The sequence below is a fragment of the Streptomyces sp. NPDC050485 genome, assembly GCF_044458185.1.
Classification (GTDB): Bacteria; Actinomycetota; Actinomycetes; order Streptomycetales; family Streptomycetaceae; genus Streptomyces.
In genome coordinates this window covers 57,082-73,110 of sequence record NZ_JBITHR010000012.1, presented here as the reverse complement: position 1 = coordinate 73,110, position 16,029 = coordinate 57,082, and the positions used below count along the sequence as shown (strand labels likewise).

The following is a 16,029-nucleotide window of genomic DNA, read 5'->3' as shown; positions in this document are numbered from 1 at the left end:
GCCGCCCTCCGGTGGGAGAGCAGCGGCCGGCCCCACCCCTGCGACCAAGCACACCCGTATCCGACAAACCGAGAGAGCAGCATGATCATCAACGAGCACTCGACGGCCGAGTACTGGAACCGCGCCTACAAGAAGGGCCGGACGTACCGGGCCGTGACGCATCTGGAGGTCGAGCTGTTCCAGGCCTATGTGAAGGCCGAGCCGGGCATGGTCGCAGCCGATATCGGCTGCGGAACAGGCAGTTGGTCACGGGCGCTGGCCTCCATGGGACTGTCCGTCACTGGATACGACATCTCGGGCGTGGCCGAGGCCGAGGCGAGCAGCCGGAGCAGCGGCCTTCACGAGAACCTGCGGTTCGCCGAGTGGGACATGAACGGCGACTCGATCCCTCAGCACCTGGCCCCGCGAAGCGTCGACATCGTCACATGCCGCCTGGTGTTGGCCTTCCTCGACCGGCAACGGTTCCTGGTCGATACTGCCCGCTGGGTCAAGCCTGACGGTGTCGTACACATCGTCACGCCTGTGCACGAGCGGCTTAAGCCCACCGAGAAGCACCGCGGCCTGACCGAGCGGCAGATCGAGATGCTGGGCGCGGGCTGGAAGCACGTGAGCCGCTACAACGTTGCCTTCGACGGGTCGATCACGGCCATCCTGCTTCAGCACTTCGAATAGAGACTTCCGTCTTCCGGACCGGTTGCCGGGGCCCGATGCCCGTGATGAGGCCCGGACGGAAGACGGTGTCCCACCCCATGGGGCGGCGCTGCCGAGGAGTGACGAGCTCGCGGCTACATACCGGGCGGAGGAGTACGACGCTCACGACGCTCTCATCGAACTGGCCGCCGGGCACCTCATCTCGATTACGCCCCACGCCAGCACCGTCCGCTATCGACACCCCCGTACAGGGAGGACCGGATGACCGATATGCAAAACCTCCAACTCCACCTGAGACGGCCTGAACCCGCCTTGCCACCGGTACACCGAGACCGGCGAACTTGACGCACCCGACACCCCGGCCCCACCACATGCAGCCTGAAGACCTGCCGACCACGGGGAGCGCTACGGCCGGCCGCTTGCATCGAAGAAGAGGACTCAACACATGGGCAAGGACCACCTTCCGATAGGCGCCGTCTGGCACCCCGCCTGGCCGCGGCCCCCGGGCGCCTGACTGGCCCAGAACCGCGCCCAGGACGTCAACCGACGCCCTGCTCCTACGAGATACGCGAAGAGAGGGAACCAATGAACGCCGAAGCCGCACTCCGCGAGCTGGAGGACATGTTCACCACCTCGGCCCAGACTGTTGAGCCGACCGCCGAGGCCCGGAACCGCAAGCCGTCGGGTGAGGGTGACCAGCGCACTACCGAGGACTGATCGCCGTCCATTCGGGCCCCTCCTGCACCGGGAGGGGCCCGTCCCCGTCCACCACAAGGAGCCACCGATGCTGAGCATGCGGATCGACACATTGCCCCACACGTCCTGGGAGTGGCACAACGGGCGCTGGTGCAGCGGCCGGTCCTGGATCGCCCCCTATGACCACCCTGCTCTGGATACCTGGTCCGTCCATGACAGCCAGCGCACCATCTTCCAGGTCCGCGAAAGGCTGCCCGGTCAGCAGGCCCACGCCCCGGGAGGTCCGCGGCCGGTGAGCAAGCGGGCCTACGATCAGGCGCTCGCCGAAGCCACCGCCTGGGCCGGGGCCCACCATCTCATCGAAATATCCCCGCAGGGCATCACCCTCCGCACCGGCGCCCGTTGCCCCGCCCCCGTCTATCTGGCCGTGCGGCAGGCGGCCCTCCACGCACACTGGGACATCACGCAGTTACGCGACTCAACGACCGATCAGAACCTCGATCCCATCGGGACTGCCCGGCTTTTGGCATTGACCGGCCATTACAGCACCCGGACCGCCTGGGCCGGCATCCGGCTGCTCACCGAACAGTCCACCGCCTGCTTCCACGACGGTGAGCTGACTGTCGATCTGCCCGAGGCCTCCCGCCACGACCAGGCTCGTGAACTCGCCCCCACCTCACGGGTCCTTGACGGATACGAGACACTCCTCGACGCCGTGCTGGCCGACCTGCATTATCTGCCCGAGCGGACCGCCATCGAACTCTCCGGCGGCATGGACAGCAGCAACGTCGCCATGTCCCTGGCCCGCCGCCATGGGGCGGCCCTGGTCAGCGGCGCGCTCCTGCAGGAAGGCGCCGCCGGGGCACAACAGCAACGGCGACGGGAGGCAATGATCCGCTATGCCGGGTTCCGCGACACGCTTCTGCGGGCCGCGGACTACCTGCCGATGGACCCCCGCCACGCTTCCTCGTCCCCGCTCGGCCCGCACGAGGAGATCTACATCGCCGGGCACAGCACGCTGCTCGCCAAGTGGCATGCGGACGGCATGCTGTGGTCGGCCACCGGAGTCGGCGGTGACGAGATGTTGAGTCTGCCGCCGGAGCCGCGATCACCACTGGCCAAGTCCAGCCTCCCGCCATGGCTCACCGACGCCGCGTTCGAGGCATTGCAGGACCAGGAGGCCGGGGTGCCGCCCGCACCGCCGATCTCCGACTCCACGCTCCGCGCCATGGCCTGCGGCGCACCCATGTACCTGCGGGCGGGACTGTGGCCGCTGTACCCGCTGGCCGATGTGACGCTGTGGAGATTCGGGCAGTGGCTGCCCTTCTCCTGGCGCCGGAACAAGCGCCTGGCACGAGCCCGCCTTCAGCGGCTCGGCTTCCCGCCGGAGGTCGCGCACCCGCTGCTTCGGGAGAACTTCCAGGACGTACTGCACGAGGCGCTGCACCGCTTCGCTCCGCAAGGACTGCATCGGCTTCTGTCCGAAGGGTCACCGCTGCTGGAGGTGGGCTACCTGAACGCTGACGAACTCGCTGCTGCCGCAGAACGGATCGAGGCACAGCGTATGCGGGACACGGACGCCAAGGTCGTGCACGTTCTGCGGCTGCACCAGGCGCTCATCTAGCGCAGGCGCCGTCGCGCCGCTTTCTCCCCGTGCCCGTGGAGCAGACAGGGCGCCTGACTCCACGGACATGGCCCTTGCTCGTGGCGGTTCACAGCTCGCCGCGCTGCCACCGTTCGTACTCATCATCAAGCATCGCCGGATCAACCGTCCGGGCCCGCACCGACTTCACCCAGGCCCCAGCGAGTTCGCCGAACACCTCCATGTTGGCGAAGTCCAGCTGCCCGTCCACCGTGAACAGGGCGAGCAGCGCATCGGCCGTCTCCTGCCCGTGGTCGCAGTCCGGACAGAGCACCGCTTCCCGCAAGCCGGTCACATCCTTTCCCCGGGCGTTGCGCCAGCTGTGCGGGTAGCGGACGGCGAGCAGCGTGGTACCGCCGCAGCGCGGGCACGGCGGTAGGTCGGCCAGACGGAGCTCTGTCTCCTCGTCTGGCTCGGTCACGCCACGCCGATCCAGGCGTCGGGCCCGAACGTGCCCTTCACGTCGGAGGCCACCGACGTCGGGTCGACCAGGTAGCCGAGTTCGTAGACGACGGTCTTGTCGGGGGTGCGGACCTGGAGACGGACGGGGCTCTCTCCCCGGTGCGCGGAGAGGATTCCCTTGAGCTTTTGGACGGTGGGCGGGTTGACCTGGTGGGCGCGCAAGAACAACTGGACCGGGGGGCGGCCGCCGTTCTCGGCGGAGGACACGTCGAGTTCCTGGAGTTCCTGGCCGATGATGTTCATCGTGCCGTCCCGGTCCTGGGAGCGGCCGGTGACGGACACCACGGTGTCCGCGATCAGGGCGTGTCCCACGAGCTGGTAGGTGGCCGGGAAGAAGCAGACCTCGATCTGTCCGTCACGGTCGGCGAGCTGGATCAGGGCCCAGTTATTGCCCTGCTTGGTCACTTTCCGCTCGACGTTGGTGATCAGGCCGGCGAGTTTGACCTGGCGTTCCTGGCCGGACTCGATGATGTCGTTGATGGTGGTGTCTCGGTTGCGGGACAGAACGTGTTCGGTGCCGTCCAGCGGGTGGGCGGAGACGTACAGGCCGAGCATCTCCCGCTCGGTGGCGAGCAGGATTTTGCGGGGCCACTCGGTCTCGTCGATCGGGAAGTCCAGCCCGAACGCGGGGGTGTCGCTGTCGCTGCCGCCGAGTCCGGCGAAGAGGTCATCCTGCCCGTAGGCCTCGGCCTTCTTCACCGGGATGACCGCGTCGATCGCGGGCTCGTGGGCGGCAGACAGGCCCTTGCGGGTGTGCCCGAGGGAGTCGAACGCGCCGGCCTTGATCAAAGATTCGACGGCTCGTTTGTTCAGGGCGGCGATTTCGGCCTTGTCGAGGAAGTCGGGGAAGGAGGTGTATTTCCCCTTCGACTTGCGTGTGGTGACCAGGGACTCGATGACGCCCTCGCCGACGTTGCGGACCGATTTCAGGCCGAACCGGACGTCGTCGCCGACGGCGGTGAACTCGGCCACGGACTCGTTCACGTCGGGCTGGAGCACGTTCACGCCGGCCTTGCGGGCATCGGCGAGATACAGCCCGGCCTTGTCCTTGTCGTCGCCCACCGACGTGAGCAGCGCGGCCATGTACTCGGCGGGGAAGTTCGCCTTGAGGTAGGCCGTCCAGAACGACACCAGGCCGTATCCGGCGGTGTGTGACTTGTTGAACGCGTAGCCGGAGAACGGCAGCATGACGTCCCAGAGCGCCTTGGTGGCTTCCTCCGAGTAGCCGTTCTTGCCGATCATGCCGGACGAGAACTTGTCCCACTCAGCAGCCAGCACCTCGGGCTTCTTCTTACCCATGGCGCGGCGCAGCAGGTCGGCGCCACCGAGCGTGTAACCGGCGAGCTGCCGGGCCACGGCCATGATCTGCTCTTGGTAAACGAGCAGGTGGAAGGTGGTACCGAGGATGGGCTCCAGCGGGTCGCGGAGCTCGGGGTGGATCGGTGCGATCTCCTGGCGGCCGTTCTTGCGGTGCGCGTAGTTGGTGTGCGCGTTCGCCGCCATCGGGCCCGGCCGGTAGAGCGCGAGGGCTGCGGCGATGTCTTCGAAGCGGGTGGGCTCCATCAGCTTGAGCAGTGTGCGCATTCCCGCGCCGTCGAGCTGGAAGATGCCGTACGTCTCGCCGCTGGCCAGCAGCTCGTACGTTCTCTTGTCGTCCAGCGGGATCGTCTCGGTGGACAGGTTGATCCCGCGGTTCTCTCGCACGTTCTCGATGGCCTGGTCGATCACGCCCAGGTTCCGCAGCCCGAGGAAGTCCATCTTGACCAGCCCCATGTTCTCGCAACTGGGGTAGTCGAAGCCGGTGATCTTGACGCCGTCCTTGGCCCGCATGTGGAGCGGGATACGGTCGGTGAGCTTGGTCTTGGACAGAATGACTGCGGCCGCGTGGACGCCGGTGCCGCGGATCAGGCCCTCGACGCCCTTGGCTCCATCCACGACCTTCTTGACGTCCGGCTCATTCTCGTACAGGGCGCGGATCTCGCCGGCCTCCCCGTACCGCTTGTCGCTCGGGTCGAAGATCCCGTCGATCGAGATCGACTTGCCCATCACGTCCGGCGGCAGCGCCTTGGTGATCCGCTCGCCGTGGGCGAAGGGGTAGGCGAGGATACGGCTCGTGTCCTTGATCGCGTTCTTGGCCTTGAGCTTGCCGAAGGTGTTCACCATGGCGGTGTACTCGTCGCCGTACTTCTCCACGACGTAGCGCACCATGCGGTCGCGCTGGCGGTCGTCGAAGTCGAGGTCGACATCCGGGGGGTTGATGCGCTCGGGGTTCAGGAACCGCTCGAACAGCAGCCCGTGTTCCAGAGGGCACAGCTCGGTGATGCGGGTCGCGTAGGCGACGATGGATCCGGTCGCCGAGCCACGGCCCGGTCCGACCGGCACCTTGTTGTCACGGGCGTACTTGCAGATGTCCGCGACGACGAGGAAGTACGAGGAGAAGCCCATGGGGCCGATGACGGTCATCTCCGTCTCGAACCGCTCCAGGACCTGGTCCGGGATGGGCGAGCCGTAGCGCATCTCCAGGCCCTTGAGGGTCTCCTTGCGCAGCCACGACTCCTGGGTCTCGCCCTCGGGGACATCCGGGAAGTCCGGCATCTCGTCCTTGTGGTCGAAGACCTCGTCGTAGGACTCGATGCGCTCGGCGATCAGCAGGGTGTTGTCGCAGGCCTCGGGAATCTCGGAGAACAGCTCCCGCATCTGCGCTGCGGTCTTCAGGTAGTAGCCGGTGCCGCTGAACCGGAACCGGTTCGGGTCGGCCTTGTTCTTGCCCACGCCGATGCACAGCAGGTTGTCGTGCGCGTCCGCGTGCTCTTCGAGGACGTAGTGCGCGTCGTTCGTGGCCAGCAGCGGGATATTCAAGTCTTTGGCCAAGCGCAGCAGGTCGCCGCGGACATTGCGTTCCAGGTCCAGGCCGTGGTCCATCAGCTCCAGGAAGTAGTTCTCCTTGCCGAGAATGTCCTGGTAGGCGGCCGCGACCTCGCGCGCCTCGTCGTACTGGTTCAGCCGCAGCCGGGTCTGGATCGCACCTGAGGGGCAGCCGGTCGTCCCGATGATCCCTCCGGCGTGCTCGGAGATCAGCTCCATGTCCATGCGCGGCTTGCCTGCTGGGAACTGGCCCGTGTACGACGCCTCGGTGGAGAGCAGCATCAGGTTCCGCAGGCCCTCGACGTTGCGGGCCCACATCGTCATGTGGGTGAAGCGGCCGCCGCCGGACACGTCTTTGGAGCCTTCGCCGTCGTCGGACATGGCCCGCTGACCGCCGGGGCCCCAGAACTCCTGCTTGCGGTTGCGTCGCCCGGACGGTGCGACGTACGCCTCAATCCCGATGATCGGCTTGACGCCGTCGAATCCCTTGGCCACCTGCTGGAACTCATAGGCACCGAACATGTTGCCGTGATCACTCATGGCGATGGCGGGCATGCCCTGACGCGCGACTTCGGTGAACATCGGCTTGAGCCGCTGGGCGCCGTCAAGCATCGAATATTCGGTGTGATTGTGCAGGTGAACAAAGCTGTCGGACACCGGGCAGGCACCTCCGAGGCGGGTCGTGGGAAGCCTCCACCCTATCTCCCGCCCCACCCGTGACGGGCCTCGTTCCGACCCCCGGAACATGATCATCGGCCCGGCTTCCCGATGGCCTCGCACTATCACCCAAAGTTGTCAGTGGCACTCCCTAGGTAGCCACCGGGGGCATGATTCACGCCGCCCCAAGCCTGGCGCTGCCAGGCCTCACACCGCTGATCAGCGCTCCTTGATCCTCTTCTTGACCGTGGCGCGGGACACCCCGAACGCGTTCGCCAGCGACTGGATCGACTCGCCGGCGTCGTACCGAGCCACGATTTCCGCGTCAGGCAAGTCCATCCGACGATGCCCCACCGGCCGCCGCACTCCCGACTCCGTGAGCCGCAGGGCGATCGTGTGGCGGCTGACCCCCAGACTCTTGGCGATCATCTGGATCTCCTGCCGCTCGTCCAGATAGAGCTGGCAGATCTCTGCATTGCTCAGAGGCAGCTTCTTGCGCGGCCCGCGTACGGGCACCTCGTGGCGCTTCAGCACCCGGAAGACTGCCCGTTCACCGACGCCCAGCTCCAGACCGATCTTCGAGGCGGTCTCACCTTCGAGGTAGCGGTCGATGATGTCCTGTGCCAGGGCATCGCTCCTGCGCTGGGCATCGCCCGCTGTCATCGTTCCTATCCTGGCCTCTACGACAGCGCTGGTGCTGTCGCAGAGGCCAGGATAGGAGCAAGGCCAGCGCAGCCCCTCGTGTAGTTGATCAACGGGTGAGCAAGGCACCCGCCTCACCCGCCCCGTTTGACGTAACGAAGACGAGGGCTGGCGCGTCTCCCACAGTAAACAGGCCCTTGGAGCGGGCTTCGGTTCTTCATGGGAGAGGTCAGCACGTGACCGTAGAGCCCACCGTCCGTTCCCTCAACCGCGTCCAGCACCCCCACACCTGGGTGGTCGCTACCGAGATCGTCGTCAACGACTCCGTGGCCCGAATCGCCGACTTCCGCGGCTCCTTCCGAGCAGCGCATCGACGCCCTGGACACCCACTGCCGGGCCGGCACCGCAGCCCGGGAGATGCTCCAGGAAGCCCCCCGCCTCGCCGCGATCATCGTTCCGGTGGGCGGCGGAGGACTCGCAGCCGGGTCGGCGCTTGCCGCCACCGCCCACAACCCGCGCCTTCGGGTCATCGGGGTAGAACCCGCTGGTGCCGATGACACCCGCCGCGGATCATCACCCTCACCACTCCTTTGAAAATCGCGGACGGCCTCGGTCACAGCGAGCCCGCCCGCATACCGTTCGAAATCAACAGGCGGCTGCTCACCGACGTGGTCGCCGTGCCCGACGCCGGGATCACGGACACCATGGCGTCGCCGTCGACCGCACCCGTGTCGGGCGTTGGATTCGCCGCGGAGAGTGTCCGCGTCACCCTGTTCCGCGGGTCCTGGCGAACCTCCTCAACGAGCACTTACACACCGTGTTTACGCCGACCAGCCTTGGCCTCGTACGCGGGCACCCCATGCGCATCACGCTGGATAAGGATGACCACGCAGCTCTCCTCCGTGGTGCGGCTGCCTCCAACGTCGCGCCGGAGGACTACACCCGTCGAGTCCTGCGCGCGGCGCTGGAGAGCAGAACGCTGCAGCTAAACGGTGAACAAGCTTGTATGGCCGCCGGGGTGGCCGAATCTGTGCCTCATCAGCCCGGAACCGCGTTGCGTGTGCAACTCCCATTGGGTAGAACTTGAATCTTGCCCACGGAGACTTGGGCTGCGGGACCCCACCGGCTGACGCCCGGTGGGCGGGGATGGGGGAGCGGGGAGTTTGCGGTGACGGGGTGGGATGTGAGTCCGTCTGGTGTTCAGGGTGCGCTGAAGAAGACGGCGGTGTCGGCGGAGGGTTTGTCGACGGCGGGGACGAATCTGAGTGACACGTTGCCGCGTACGGCGACCGCTGCGGGCACGGTTGCGGCCGGGTATACCGGTCCGGCGCTGGCGACCGGTCCGGTCGCGGCGGCACTGGGTGAGTTCATGCAGCACTGGCAGAAGGACCTTCGGTACGTCGTGGAGCGCACGGGCAAGTCCTTGACCGGGGCGGCCGAGGCGACCAACGAGTACGTCAAGGGCGATCTGGAGATGGCTGCGCAGGCACAGCACACTGCTGCGGAGGAGCCGACACCTGCTCCGCCGGGGTTCTCGGGGAAGCGGGCCGGCAGTGAGTGACCCCGAAGCGATCGTGCCCTCGGGTATCCCCCAGTTCACCGGCGACCTGGACAGCCTGGACATCGACACGCTGCTCCTGAGTACGGAGGCCGGGGCATTTCGCGATGCCGGAGCGGGCATCCACTCCAACTTCCAGGGTGTGGCGGCGTTCTACAAGGCGCCGGAGGCGGACCAGTTGTTCGCCACGACCGCGCCGGTGGCCGCGAAGACCGCCGCCTTCGCGGACAACTTGGAGAAGGTGTCCGGTGCGCTGAGCGCCTACAGCCAGGAAGTACGGCCGCTGGCGAAGAAGCTCGAAGACCTGCAACGACAGGCGTTCGCGTTCACCGCGAGCATCGAGGGCGACGACCACTGGCGGCGCAACGAGACGAAGCGGGACCGCAACGACGGCCTCAAAGACGAGGTCCAGGCCACCTTGCAGGCGTTCTACGAAGCCGAGATCGCCTGCCACAACAAGATCACCGCTTTGGTGGGCGGCAGCACCCTGGTCCTGGGCAAACTCAGCGGCGGGCAGATGTTGCCCAAGGGCACCAGCGCGTACGGGGCCAGTGCCGACGACCTCAACCACCTGGACAACGCCCCCTGGGGCAACTACGCGGAGCCCGAATACACCGGCCTCAGCTGGCTTTGGCACCAGGGCAAGAGCTTCGTATGGGACGGCTTCATCGTCGACGGGGTCTGGGGCACCGTCAAGGGCATCGACATCCTGCTCGGCTGCGATGGGTGGGACGCGGCCGGCGAGGCCTGGAAGGGCCTGGCCAAGGTCGCCACGGGCCTGGCCATCGTCATGACTCCAGGCGCCCGCGAACTCTTCTTGAGCACCCCTGACAGCATGATGCCCAAGTGGTTCCGCGATTCCCGCACCGCGCTCAAGGAGACCGGCAAGGCCCTGATCGCCTACGACGAGTGGGGCAAGAACCCGGCCCGCGCGGCGGGCGGGGTCGCCTTCAACGTGCTGACAACTGTCTTCACCGACGGTGCCGGCGCGGCGGCCAAGGGCGGCGCGGTCGCCAAGACCGTCTCCGTCCTGGGCAAGGTAGGACGCGTCGTCGACCCCATGACGTACGTCTTCACGGCAGGCAAGTTCGGCGTCGTCAAGGTCGCCGATGTGTTCAAGGGCCTCAAGGGCCTGTCCATCGGCCCGCTCGCGGACGCCGCCCACCTCACCCACGACCCCAACGTCCCCCACGTCACCGACACCTACGCCGAATGGTCCGACGGCACCAAGCTCTCCTTCAAGGACGGCGAGTACACCGTCACACGCCCCAACGGCACCAAGGTCACGGCCCACGCGGAAATGTCCGCAGACGACCTGGCACGACTGCGCCACTCCACCACTTCGGACCCGGTCCTCACCGAGCCCAAGAATCCTGCCCTGGCAGGGGCGGGGCACATAGCCGACGGCCTCGGACACGGGAGTTCGCGTGCAATTGGGGGGACGGCCCATGACCTGGGACATGGGCCGTCTGCTGGTCATGAGCCGCCCAGTGGCCATAACTCCGGCACTAGCGCGATCGGCCACGGCACCGACGCGGGCCACCCGACCGGTGGCGGCTTGGGCAGCGGTGCGGGTTCGCACACGCCGTCTGGTGGAGGCGGTTCACACACGCCTTCCGGTGGCGGTGGTCATGGCGACACCCCGGGTACGGGTGCCGGTAGCCACTCGGAGAGCGCCCATGGCGGCGACGGGGCCCACGGCAGTAACGCGGGCGGCGACCATCATGCCTCCGATTCCGCCGATCACGGATCCGGTAACGGTGGCCACGGCCAGGCGGAGAAGCACACGTCCGGCGAGCGTGCGAACGAGCCGATTCCGGAGTTGACGGTTGAGGAGCGGGCCGGGCACTGGGGTCACCTGGAAGAGGTAGAGAAGCGGGCTCCAGAACTATTCGACCACCTCAAGCACGACCCGGATCACAGAAGCAAGATCACTGAGGATTCGATGGACGAGGCCCGGGTCGGCCTCGACCTGCGGGAGCAGGGGCGCCTCCCGGCGGACATCCGCCGCCCAGAGGTAGCCGATAAGGGTGAGTTCTATTCCGAGACCACTGGTAAGTACTATGACATCAAGGGTATCCATTCCTTCTGGCCTCCATTCAACAATGTGCGCAATCCGGCGCTTCTCGCCCGCCCGTTCCCGGGCGCGTACAACCCGGCAAGGCATGCCCAGACCTGGGTGGAAACTTTTACCGAGCAGATTGACGATTTGCATCGCGTAGTCATTGTTGACGTCCGGAACGCGGATCAAGCGGCGATCGACAGCATCAAGGGCATTATTGAAATCCACGGTTGGGGAGATCATGTCATCTGGTACCCGTAAGAAATGGGAGCCGAAGACGCTCCCTACTGACCCTGAGGCGACGCGCCAGTTGCAGGAATGGATGGCCGAGGAGGGTTCCAGCCTTTTCGGCATCGAGCACGACTTCCGAGGTGCGGACCTGTCGGGCGGAGACTTCACGAGCTCGTGGTTCACCCAGGCGGTCTTGGCGGGTGTGCGGCTAGCGGGAGCGAGTTTCTACCGCGCCGACCTTCAGTCAGCGGATCTCACCGGTGCGGATCTCACCGGCGCCGACCTCGTCAGGGCGAATCTTGACGAGGCCGTGCTCCGTTCGGCGCGGCTCGACGGCGCCGACATGGTCAAGGCCTCGCTGCACGGCGTCGATGCGTCGGGAGCGAGCTTCAGAGGAACAAGGGTCATGGGGGCTTCGCTCTTCCGCGTCGATCTGAGGGGAGCGGACCTGACCGACGCGGTCTTGTTCCACAACAGCTTCAGGGTCAAAGTCGACGACGCTACGGTGGTGCGTGGCCTGACAGGCACCGTTTTCGGGCCGATCACGTTCTTCAGTGGCGAATCCTCCCGAGAGCTGGCCGGCACGGAACTCGAGGCGTGGATCGGTGAGCGGGGTGGGCAGGTTGAAGTGATCGCTCCGGGCAGCCCCCAGCAGTAGGCGGGCGTTCCCCTCCCGGAACCCGCGACCCTCACAGTGGGTGACCGGCCCCAACTGGAGCGGCTGCGCGACTCGTTCGACTTGCCAGGACTCAAGATGGGCGTGATCCCCGACCGCACCCAACTCGACATCTATCCCGGCAACTCGTTCAGCATCTTCGACGGCAAACGAGTCGAACTTGAGAACTTAGGCGACAACCCCACCCACACCGACCGTCAGCAGGTCACCGCCTACCAACGGGCCTTCGAGCTGCTGGCTCGTGGTGCTGTGTACGGAGACGAGGCACGCACCTTGATTCAAACCGAGCTGGGTGCGCTGTAGAACTCGCCTCCGGAAATCCCCCGTCGGCCGTCGGCTGGGTGTAACAGATCCCGGCTGCTCGACGTAATGCTCTGTGAAAGGGGTTGGCCTTTGTGTCAACCCCACCAGGGACATGGCGCGGAGGCATGGGTGACAACTGCTACTGCTCCCCTTTCACCGGGAGCGGGACGAGCTTTCTGGCAGGAATCGTTGTTCCCGTCGACGCCCGCTCCGGCGTCACAAGCCCCGGTGGGGAAGGTGGAGACGAAGACAGCGCCGCCGTTGCCGCCCGCTCAGTCCGGCGTGCCGCCCAAGGACCTCTCACACACCTGGGTCGTCGCCGCGGAGATCCAGGTAGCGCAACGGGTCGCTGGCATCGCTGACTTCCGCGGCAGCTTCAAGGCCACGGCCGGACAGCGCGTTGATGCTCTGGAGGTGTACTGCAAGGGCTGCCGGCGCCCGTATGACGAGGTCAAGGGCCGGGACTGCGCTGAGAAGGTCGACAACAGGCATCTCATCGGCGGAGACCAGTCCGTCAGGGCGAAGCGGCGGGTTCCTGCACCGGGGCCCGGGGCGAAGATCATCCGGGGCGGCACGATCCAGCGCCGCGGCATCGCGGCTTACGTGTCCGGGGTTTCGCGACCCCGCTGAGGACGGGACACAAACCCCAGGTGCCGTTCACGGTGCTTCGGTGACTACTCAGCCTCCGCCCTCCAAGTGGGCGATAGCCCGTGAACTCGTCGGCCTGCTGCTCCTCCCCGTCGGCGCGTTCGCCGTGCTGTTCACGCTGGCTGAGCTGAGCGTCGTCCACCTCGTCCTCGCGCTGATGGCGGCCGTGGCGGGGGTGGCCGTCACCGGAGGGCTCATCGCCGGCACCTCGACGACACAGCTTCAACGCAGGGTCGGAGCCACTGTCGCTATCGGCGGATACGTATCTCTAACCGTCTGCGCCTTCCTCTTCTGGCACCCGCTGGGGAACCTCGCCTGCGCCTCCGCGCTGATCGCGGCCGGGGCATGGCTGACCAGTGAGGGCAGGGCCTGATGCCGCGCCAGTTCCTGCCCAGCCTCCGCACCCTCCTCCAGTCCCGGACGACCGCGCCTCCCCCCGAGACCAAATCCGCCGGGCTGCCCGGCAACTCCTACGTTTCCATGACGTTCGCGGAGACCACCACGGCATGGGGCACTGAGGGTCGCGCCGAGAACTGGGACCTCGACCGGGTCATCAGCGAGGGCTACGAGCGCAGCATCTGGACGTTCAAGAGCGTGGAGGCGATCTCCAAGCACCCGGGGGCGCTCCGGGTCGAGATCGGACGGGGCGGTGATGAGCGGCAGTTCGCGGAGACCCTCACCGACCATCCGCTACTGCGGGTGCTGAATGTGAGGGCGAACCCGCTGGAGACCGCGGCGGTGTTCAAGAAGCGGCTCAGTGCTCAACTCCTGCTCTCCAAAAAGGGCGTGTTCGTCGAGATCACTCGCAGCCGCGCGGGCACGATCACCCGCCTCGACCTGCTGCCGCCCAATCGGGTCAATCCGGTTCCTGATCCGCACGGCGACTATCTCAGCCACTTCGAGTTCACCACCTACGACGGCCGGGTTCGTGAACTGGAGCCGAGCCGCGTCGTGTGGCTGCGCGACCCGCACCCGACCGATCCGTTCAGTGGGGTCACCCCGCTTGAGGCCGCGGGCCTGTCCGTCGATCTGGATGTGAAGTCGCGCCTGTACAACATTTCGTTCATCGACAACGATGCGCGCCCGTCCGGCCTCGTTGGCATCGACGTCGACGGTCTCGACCAGCGCGAGATAGACCGTATTCAGCAGCGGTTTGCACCCGGCGCGCAGCATGCCGGTGAAACCGTTGTGATCGGCAGCGGTCCGGGCGGCCTCAACTATGTCGACACCAGTACGCGGCCGCGCGACATGGCCTACGAGACGACGTCGAAGACCGCCAAGGACGAGATCCTCGCTGCTTTCGGCGTTGCGGAATCCATCATCGGGAACGCCAGCGAGCGGACGTACGCGAATGCCGACCGCGAGGAATGGAATTTCTGGCAGCACACCGAACTGCCGCACTTGGCGTTGATCGCCTCCGGGTTCGACCTGGACTTGGACGACGGCTGGACGGTGCGCTTCAACACCTCCCCCGTTGAGGCTCTGGAGTATCCGCGCCGTCAGCGGCGCGAGGAAGCCCGCGCCGAGTGGAACGCCGGGCTGATCACCGTGGACGAGTACCGCGAGATTGCCGGGCGGCGGCCTTTCAACGTCCCCCACACCCGCGCCCTGTGGATCAGCCCCCAGAAGGCTCCCGTCCCCGCGAACGAGCAGGACGCGGCCGCGCTCGGTGTTGCCCAGGACCCGGCTGCGGGCGCGCTGCCCGGAATGCCTGGCGGACAGCCAGCTGCCCTCGCTGCTGCAACCACAACGAACGAGGGTACGGCGGCCGAGACAGTCGCAGCGGCCCACGAGAGCCCCGCCACCGGCAGTGCGGTCGCCGATGTCGCCGAAGCCCGAGACGACTTGGGTACCGAGGGCGGCTCGGCCGCCGCTGTCGTTGCGCAGGCACGGGACGGCATTCCGCTGGCCCTGCCCGGCGATGCCGCTGATGACGTGACCGCCGCCCGCGCGAGCACCACGGCGGCGCAGACAAGGCCGGGTGATGCCGCCGCCGACGTGGAGTCGGCGCGCTCCCCTGAACACAAGGCTCTTCCCGGCCCCGAGGATTCCGGCGGCTACGAGGTCACCGACAGCGACTTTGATACAGCGACCGTCGCGGTCACTGCCGCGCTCACCGCGCTCCTGGCCCGGCAGGAAGGAGTCGTCATCGCCCGTCTTCATGCCCCCAAGACCCGTAAGCACACCCGCTACTGGGAACCGGACGGGGAGCAGGACCTGCGCCGCGGGGACGCCCTGATTGACGTTCAACGCGTGGTTGGGGCCTCGCGTTGGGCCGAGGAAGCCACCAGCACTCTGATCCCGATCCTTCAGCACACCTCGGCCACCACCGCCTCCACCGCCAGTGCGGCGCTGACTGGACAGCGCACTGTCCCCCCAGTTGCGGCCGGCGCCGCGGCGGCAGCCGCAGCCATGGCCGGGCAATCGATCAGCGCGCTGCTCACTGACCTTGCTCAGGCCCTCGACGACGCCCAGCACGAGGAAGCCACCATCGACGAACTCGCCACCGCAGTCGCCGAGTTCTACCGTGCCACCACACCCGGTCTGGTGGCAGGCCTCGCCGAGTCCTGCGCCGTGGCCACCGTCAACGGGGCAACCGACGCCGCTGCCGAACACTCAGGCCATGGGGTGCTGCGCACCTGGATCACCCGCGGCGACGACCGCGTACGGGCCGCCCACCGCGCCATGAATGGCACCACCCTGCCTGTCGGTAGCCCCTTCACCGCTGACGGTGCCACTCTGCGTTACCCCGGCGACCCGTTCGCCCCCCTCGCTCTCACCATCAACTGCCGCTGCCGCCTGCACTACCGCACCGGCCCCGTCGCCAAGGAGACGGCCGAGACGATGTAGCTGACGAACCGAACGGCCTGCACGGTTCAGCAAGAATGATCTCGGCCGGGATGGTCCAGGACTTCAGCGCGCGACCTTAACCACGT

The 16,029-nt window shown here is 66.9% G+C and carries 15 protein-coding genes; 11 read left to right on the top strand and 4 right to left on the bottom strand.

The annotated features are described in order from the left end of the window. Positions 1–81: 81 nt before the first annotated feature. The 3 genes from ACIBK6_RS23850 to ACIBK6_RS23840 all read left to right on the top strand — a co-directional run bounded on the left by ACIBK6_RS23850 (position 82) and on the right by ACIBK6_RS23840 (position 2,971). Entirely contained in the window at positions 82–672 is a 591-nt protein-coding gene (locus ACIBK6_RS23850; RefSeq protein ID WP_399053349.1) for a class I SAM-dependent methyltransferase, read from the top strand. Positions 673–1,236: 564 nt separating this feature from the next. Next, on the top strand, positions 1,237–1,368 hold the full coding sequence (locus tag ACIBK6_RS23845; RefSeq protein WP_399053348.1) for a hypothetical protein: 132 nt from the start codon (positions 1,237–1,239) through the stop codon (positions 1,366–1,368). A gap of 67 nt (positions 1,369–1,435) precedes the next feature. Then, complete coding sequence (locus tag ACIBK6_RS23840; protein ID WP_399053347.1) at positions 1,436–2,971, top strand: hypothetical protein; 1,536 nt, start codon at positions 1,436–1,438, stop codon at positions 2,969–2,971. Between the two features lie 88 nt (positions 2,972–3,059). Here ACIBK6_RS23840 and ACIBK6_RS23835 read toward each other — a convergent pair whose 3' ends face one another. The 3 genes from ACIBK6_RS23835 to ACIBK6_RS23825 form a co-directional block, all read right to left on the bottom strand. Then, positions 3,060–3,410: a DUF6300 family protein gene (locus ACIBK6_RS23835; protein ID WP_399053346.1), complete on the bottom strand. Its 351-nt coding sequence runs from the start codon at positions 3,408–3,410 to the stop codon at positions 3,060–3,062. After that, positions 3,407–6,973, bottom strand: coding sequence for a DNA polymerase III subunit alpha (gene dnaE / locus ACIBK6_RS23830; protein WP_399053345.1), 3,567 nt, complete (start codon positions 6,971–6,973; stop codon positions 3,407–3,409). The genes ACIBK6_RS23835 and dnaE overlap by 4 nt, the downstream gene beginning before the upstream one ends. A gap of 219 nt (positions 6,974–7,192) precedes the next feature. After that, entirely contained in the window at positions 7,193–7,636 is a 444-nt protein-coding gene (locus tag ACIBK6_RS23825) for a helix-turn-helix domain-containing protein (protein ID WP_399053344.1), read from the bottom strand. Between the two features lie 348 nt (positions 7,637–7,984). On the opposite strand from ACIBK6_RS23825, the gene ACIBK6_RS23820 reads away from it, so the two are divergent. Then, on the top strand, positions 7,985–8,209 hold the full coding sequence (locus ACIBK6_RS23820; RefSeq protein WP_399053547.1) for a pyridoxal-phosphate dependent enzyme: 225 nt from the start codon (positions 7,985–7,987) through the stop codon (positions 8,207–8,209). 19 nt (positions 8,210–8,228) lie between these two features. Here ACIBK6_RS23820 and ACIBK6_RS23815 read toward each other — a convergent pair whose 3' ends face one another. Beyond that, a complete protein-coding gene (locus ACIBK6_RS23815; protein ID WP_399053343.1) occupies positions 8,229–8,423 on the bottom strand; it encodes a hypothetical protein in 195 nt (64 codons plus the stop codon). A 360-nt stretch (positions 8,424–8,783) separates the two neighbouring features. Between ACIBK6_RS23815 and ACIBK6_RS23810 the strand changes: the two genes are divergently transcribed. From ACIBK6_RS23810 to ACIBK6_RS23780, 7 genes are all read left to right on the top strand, one after another. Then, a complete protein-coding gene (locus ACIBK6_RS23810; protein WP_399053342.1) occupies positions 8,784–9,176 on the top strand; it encodes a DUF6507 family protein in 393 nt (130 codons plus the stop codon). Between the two features lie 139 nt (positions 9,177–9,315). Beyond that, entirely contained in the window at positions 9,316–11,496 is a 2,181-nt protein-coding gene (locus tag ACIBK6_RS23805) for a hypothetical protein (protein ID WP_399053341.1), read from the top strand. Further along, positions 11,477–12,124 carry a pentapeptide repeat-containing protein gene (locus tag ACIBK6_RS23800; protein WP_399053340.1) on the top strand — a complete coding sequence of 216 codons (648 nt, stop codon included), beginning with the start codon at positions 11,477–11,479 and terminating at the stop codon, positions 12,122–12,124. The genes ACIBK6_RS23805 and ACIBK6_RS23800 overlap by 20 nt, the downstream gene beginning before the upstream one ends. 36 nt (positions 12,125–12,160) lie before the next feature. Beyond that, positions 12,161–12,445 carry a Scr1 family TA system antitoxin-like transcriptional regulator gene (locus ACIBK6_RS23795; protein ID WP_399053339.1) on the top strand — a complete coding sequence of 95 codons (285 nt, stop codon included), beginning with the start codon at positions 12,161–12,163 and terminating at the stop codon, positions 12,443–12,445. 237 nt (positions 12,446–12,682) lie between these two features. Then, positions 12,683–13,075: a hypothetical protein gene (locus ACIBK6_RS23790; protein WP_399053338.1), complete on the top strand. Its 393-nt coding sequence runs from the start codon at positions 12,683–12,685 to the stop codon at positions 13,073–13,075. Between the two features lie 40 nt (positions 13,076–13,115). Further along, entirely contained in the window at positions 13,116–13,466 is a 351-nt protein-coding gene (locus ACIBK6_RS23785; RefSeq protein ID WP_399053337.1) for a hypothetical protein, read from the top strand. Then, positions 13,466–15,943: a phage portal protein gene (locus ACIBK6_RS23780; RefSeq protein ID WP_399053336.1), complete on the top strand. Its 2,478-nt coding sequence runs from the start codon at positions 13,466–13,468 to the stop codon at positions 15,941–15,943. The genes ACIBK6_RS23785 and ACIBK6_RS23780 overlap by 1 nt, the downstream gene beginning before the upstream one ends. Positions 15,944–16,029: the final 86 nt, after the last annotated feature.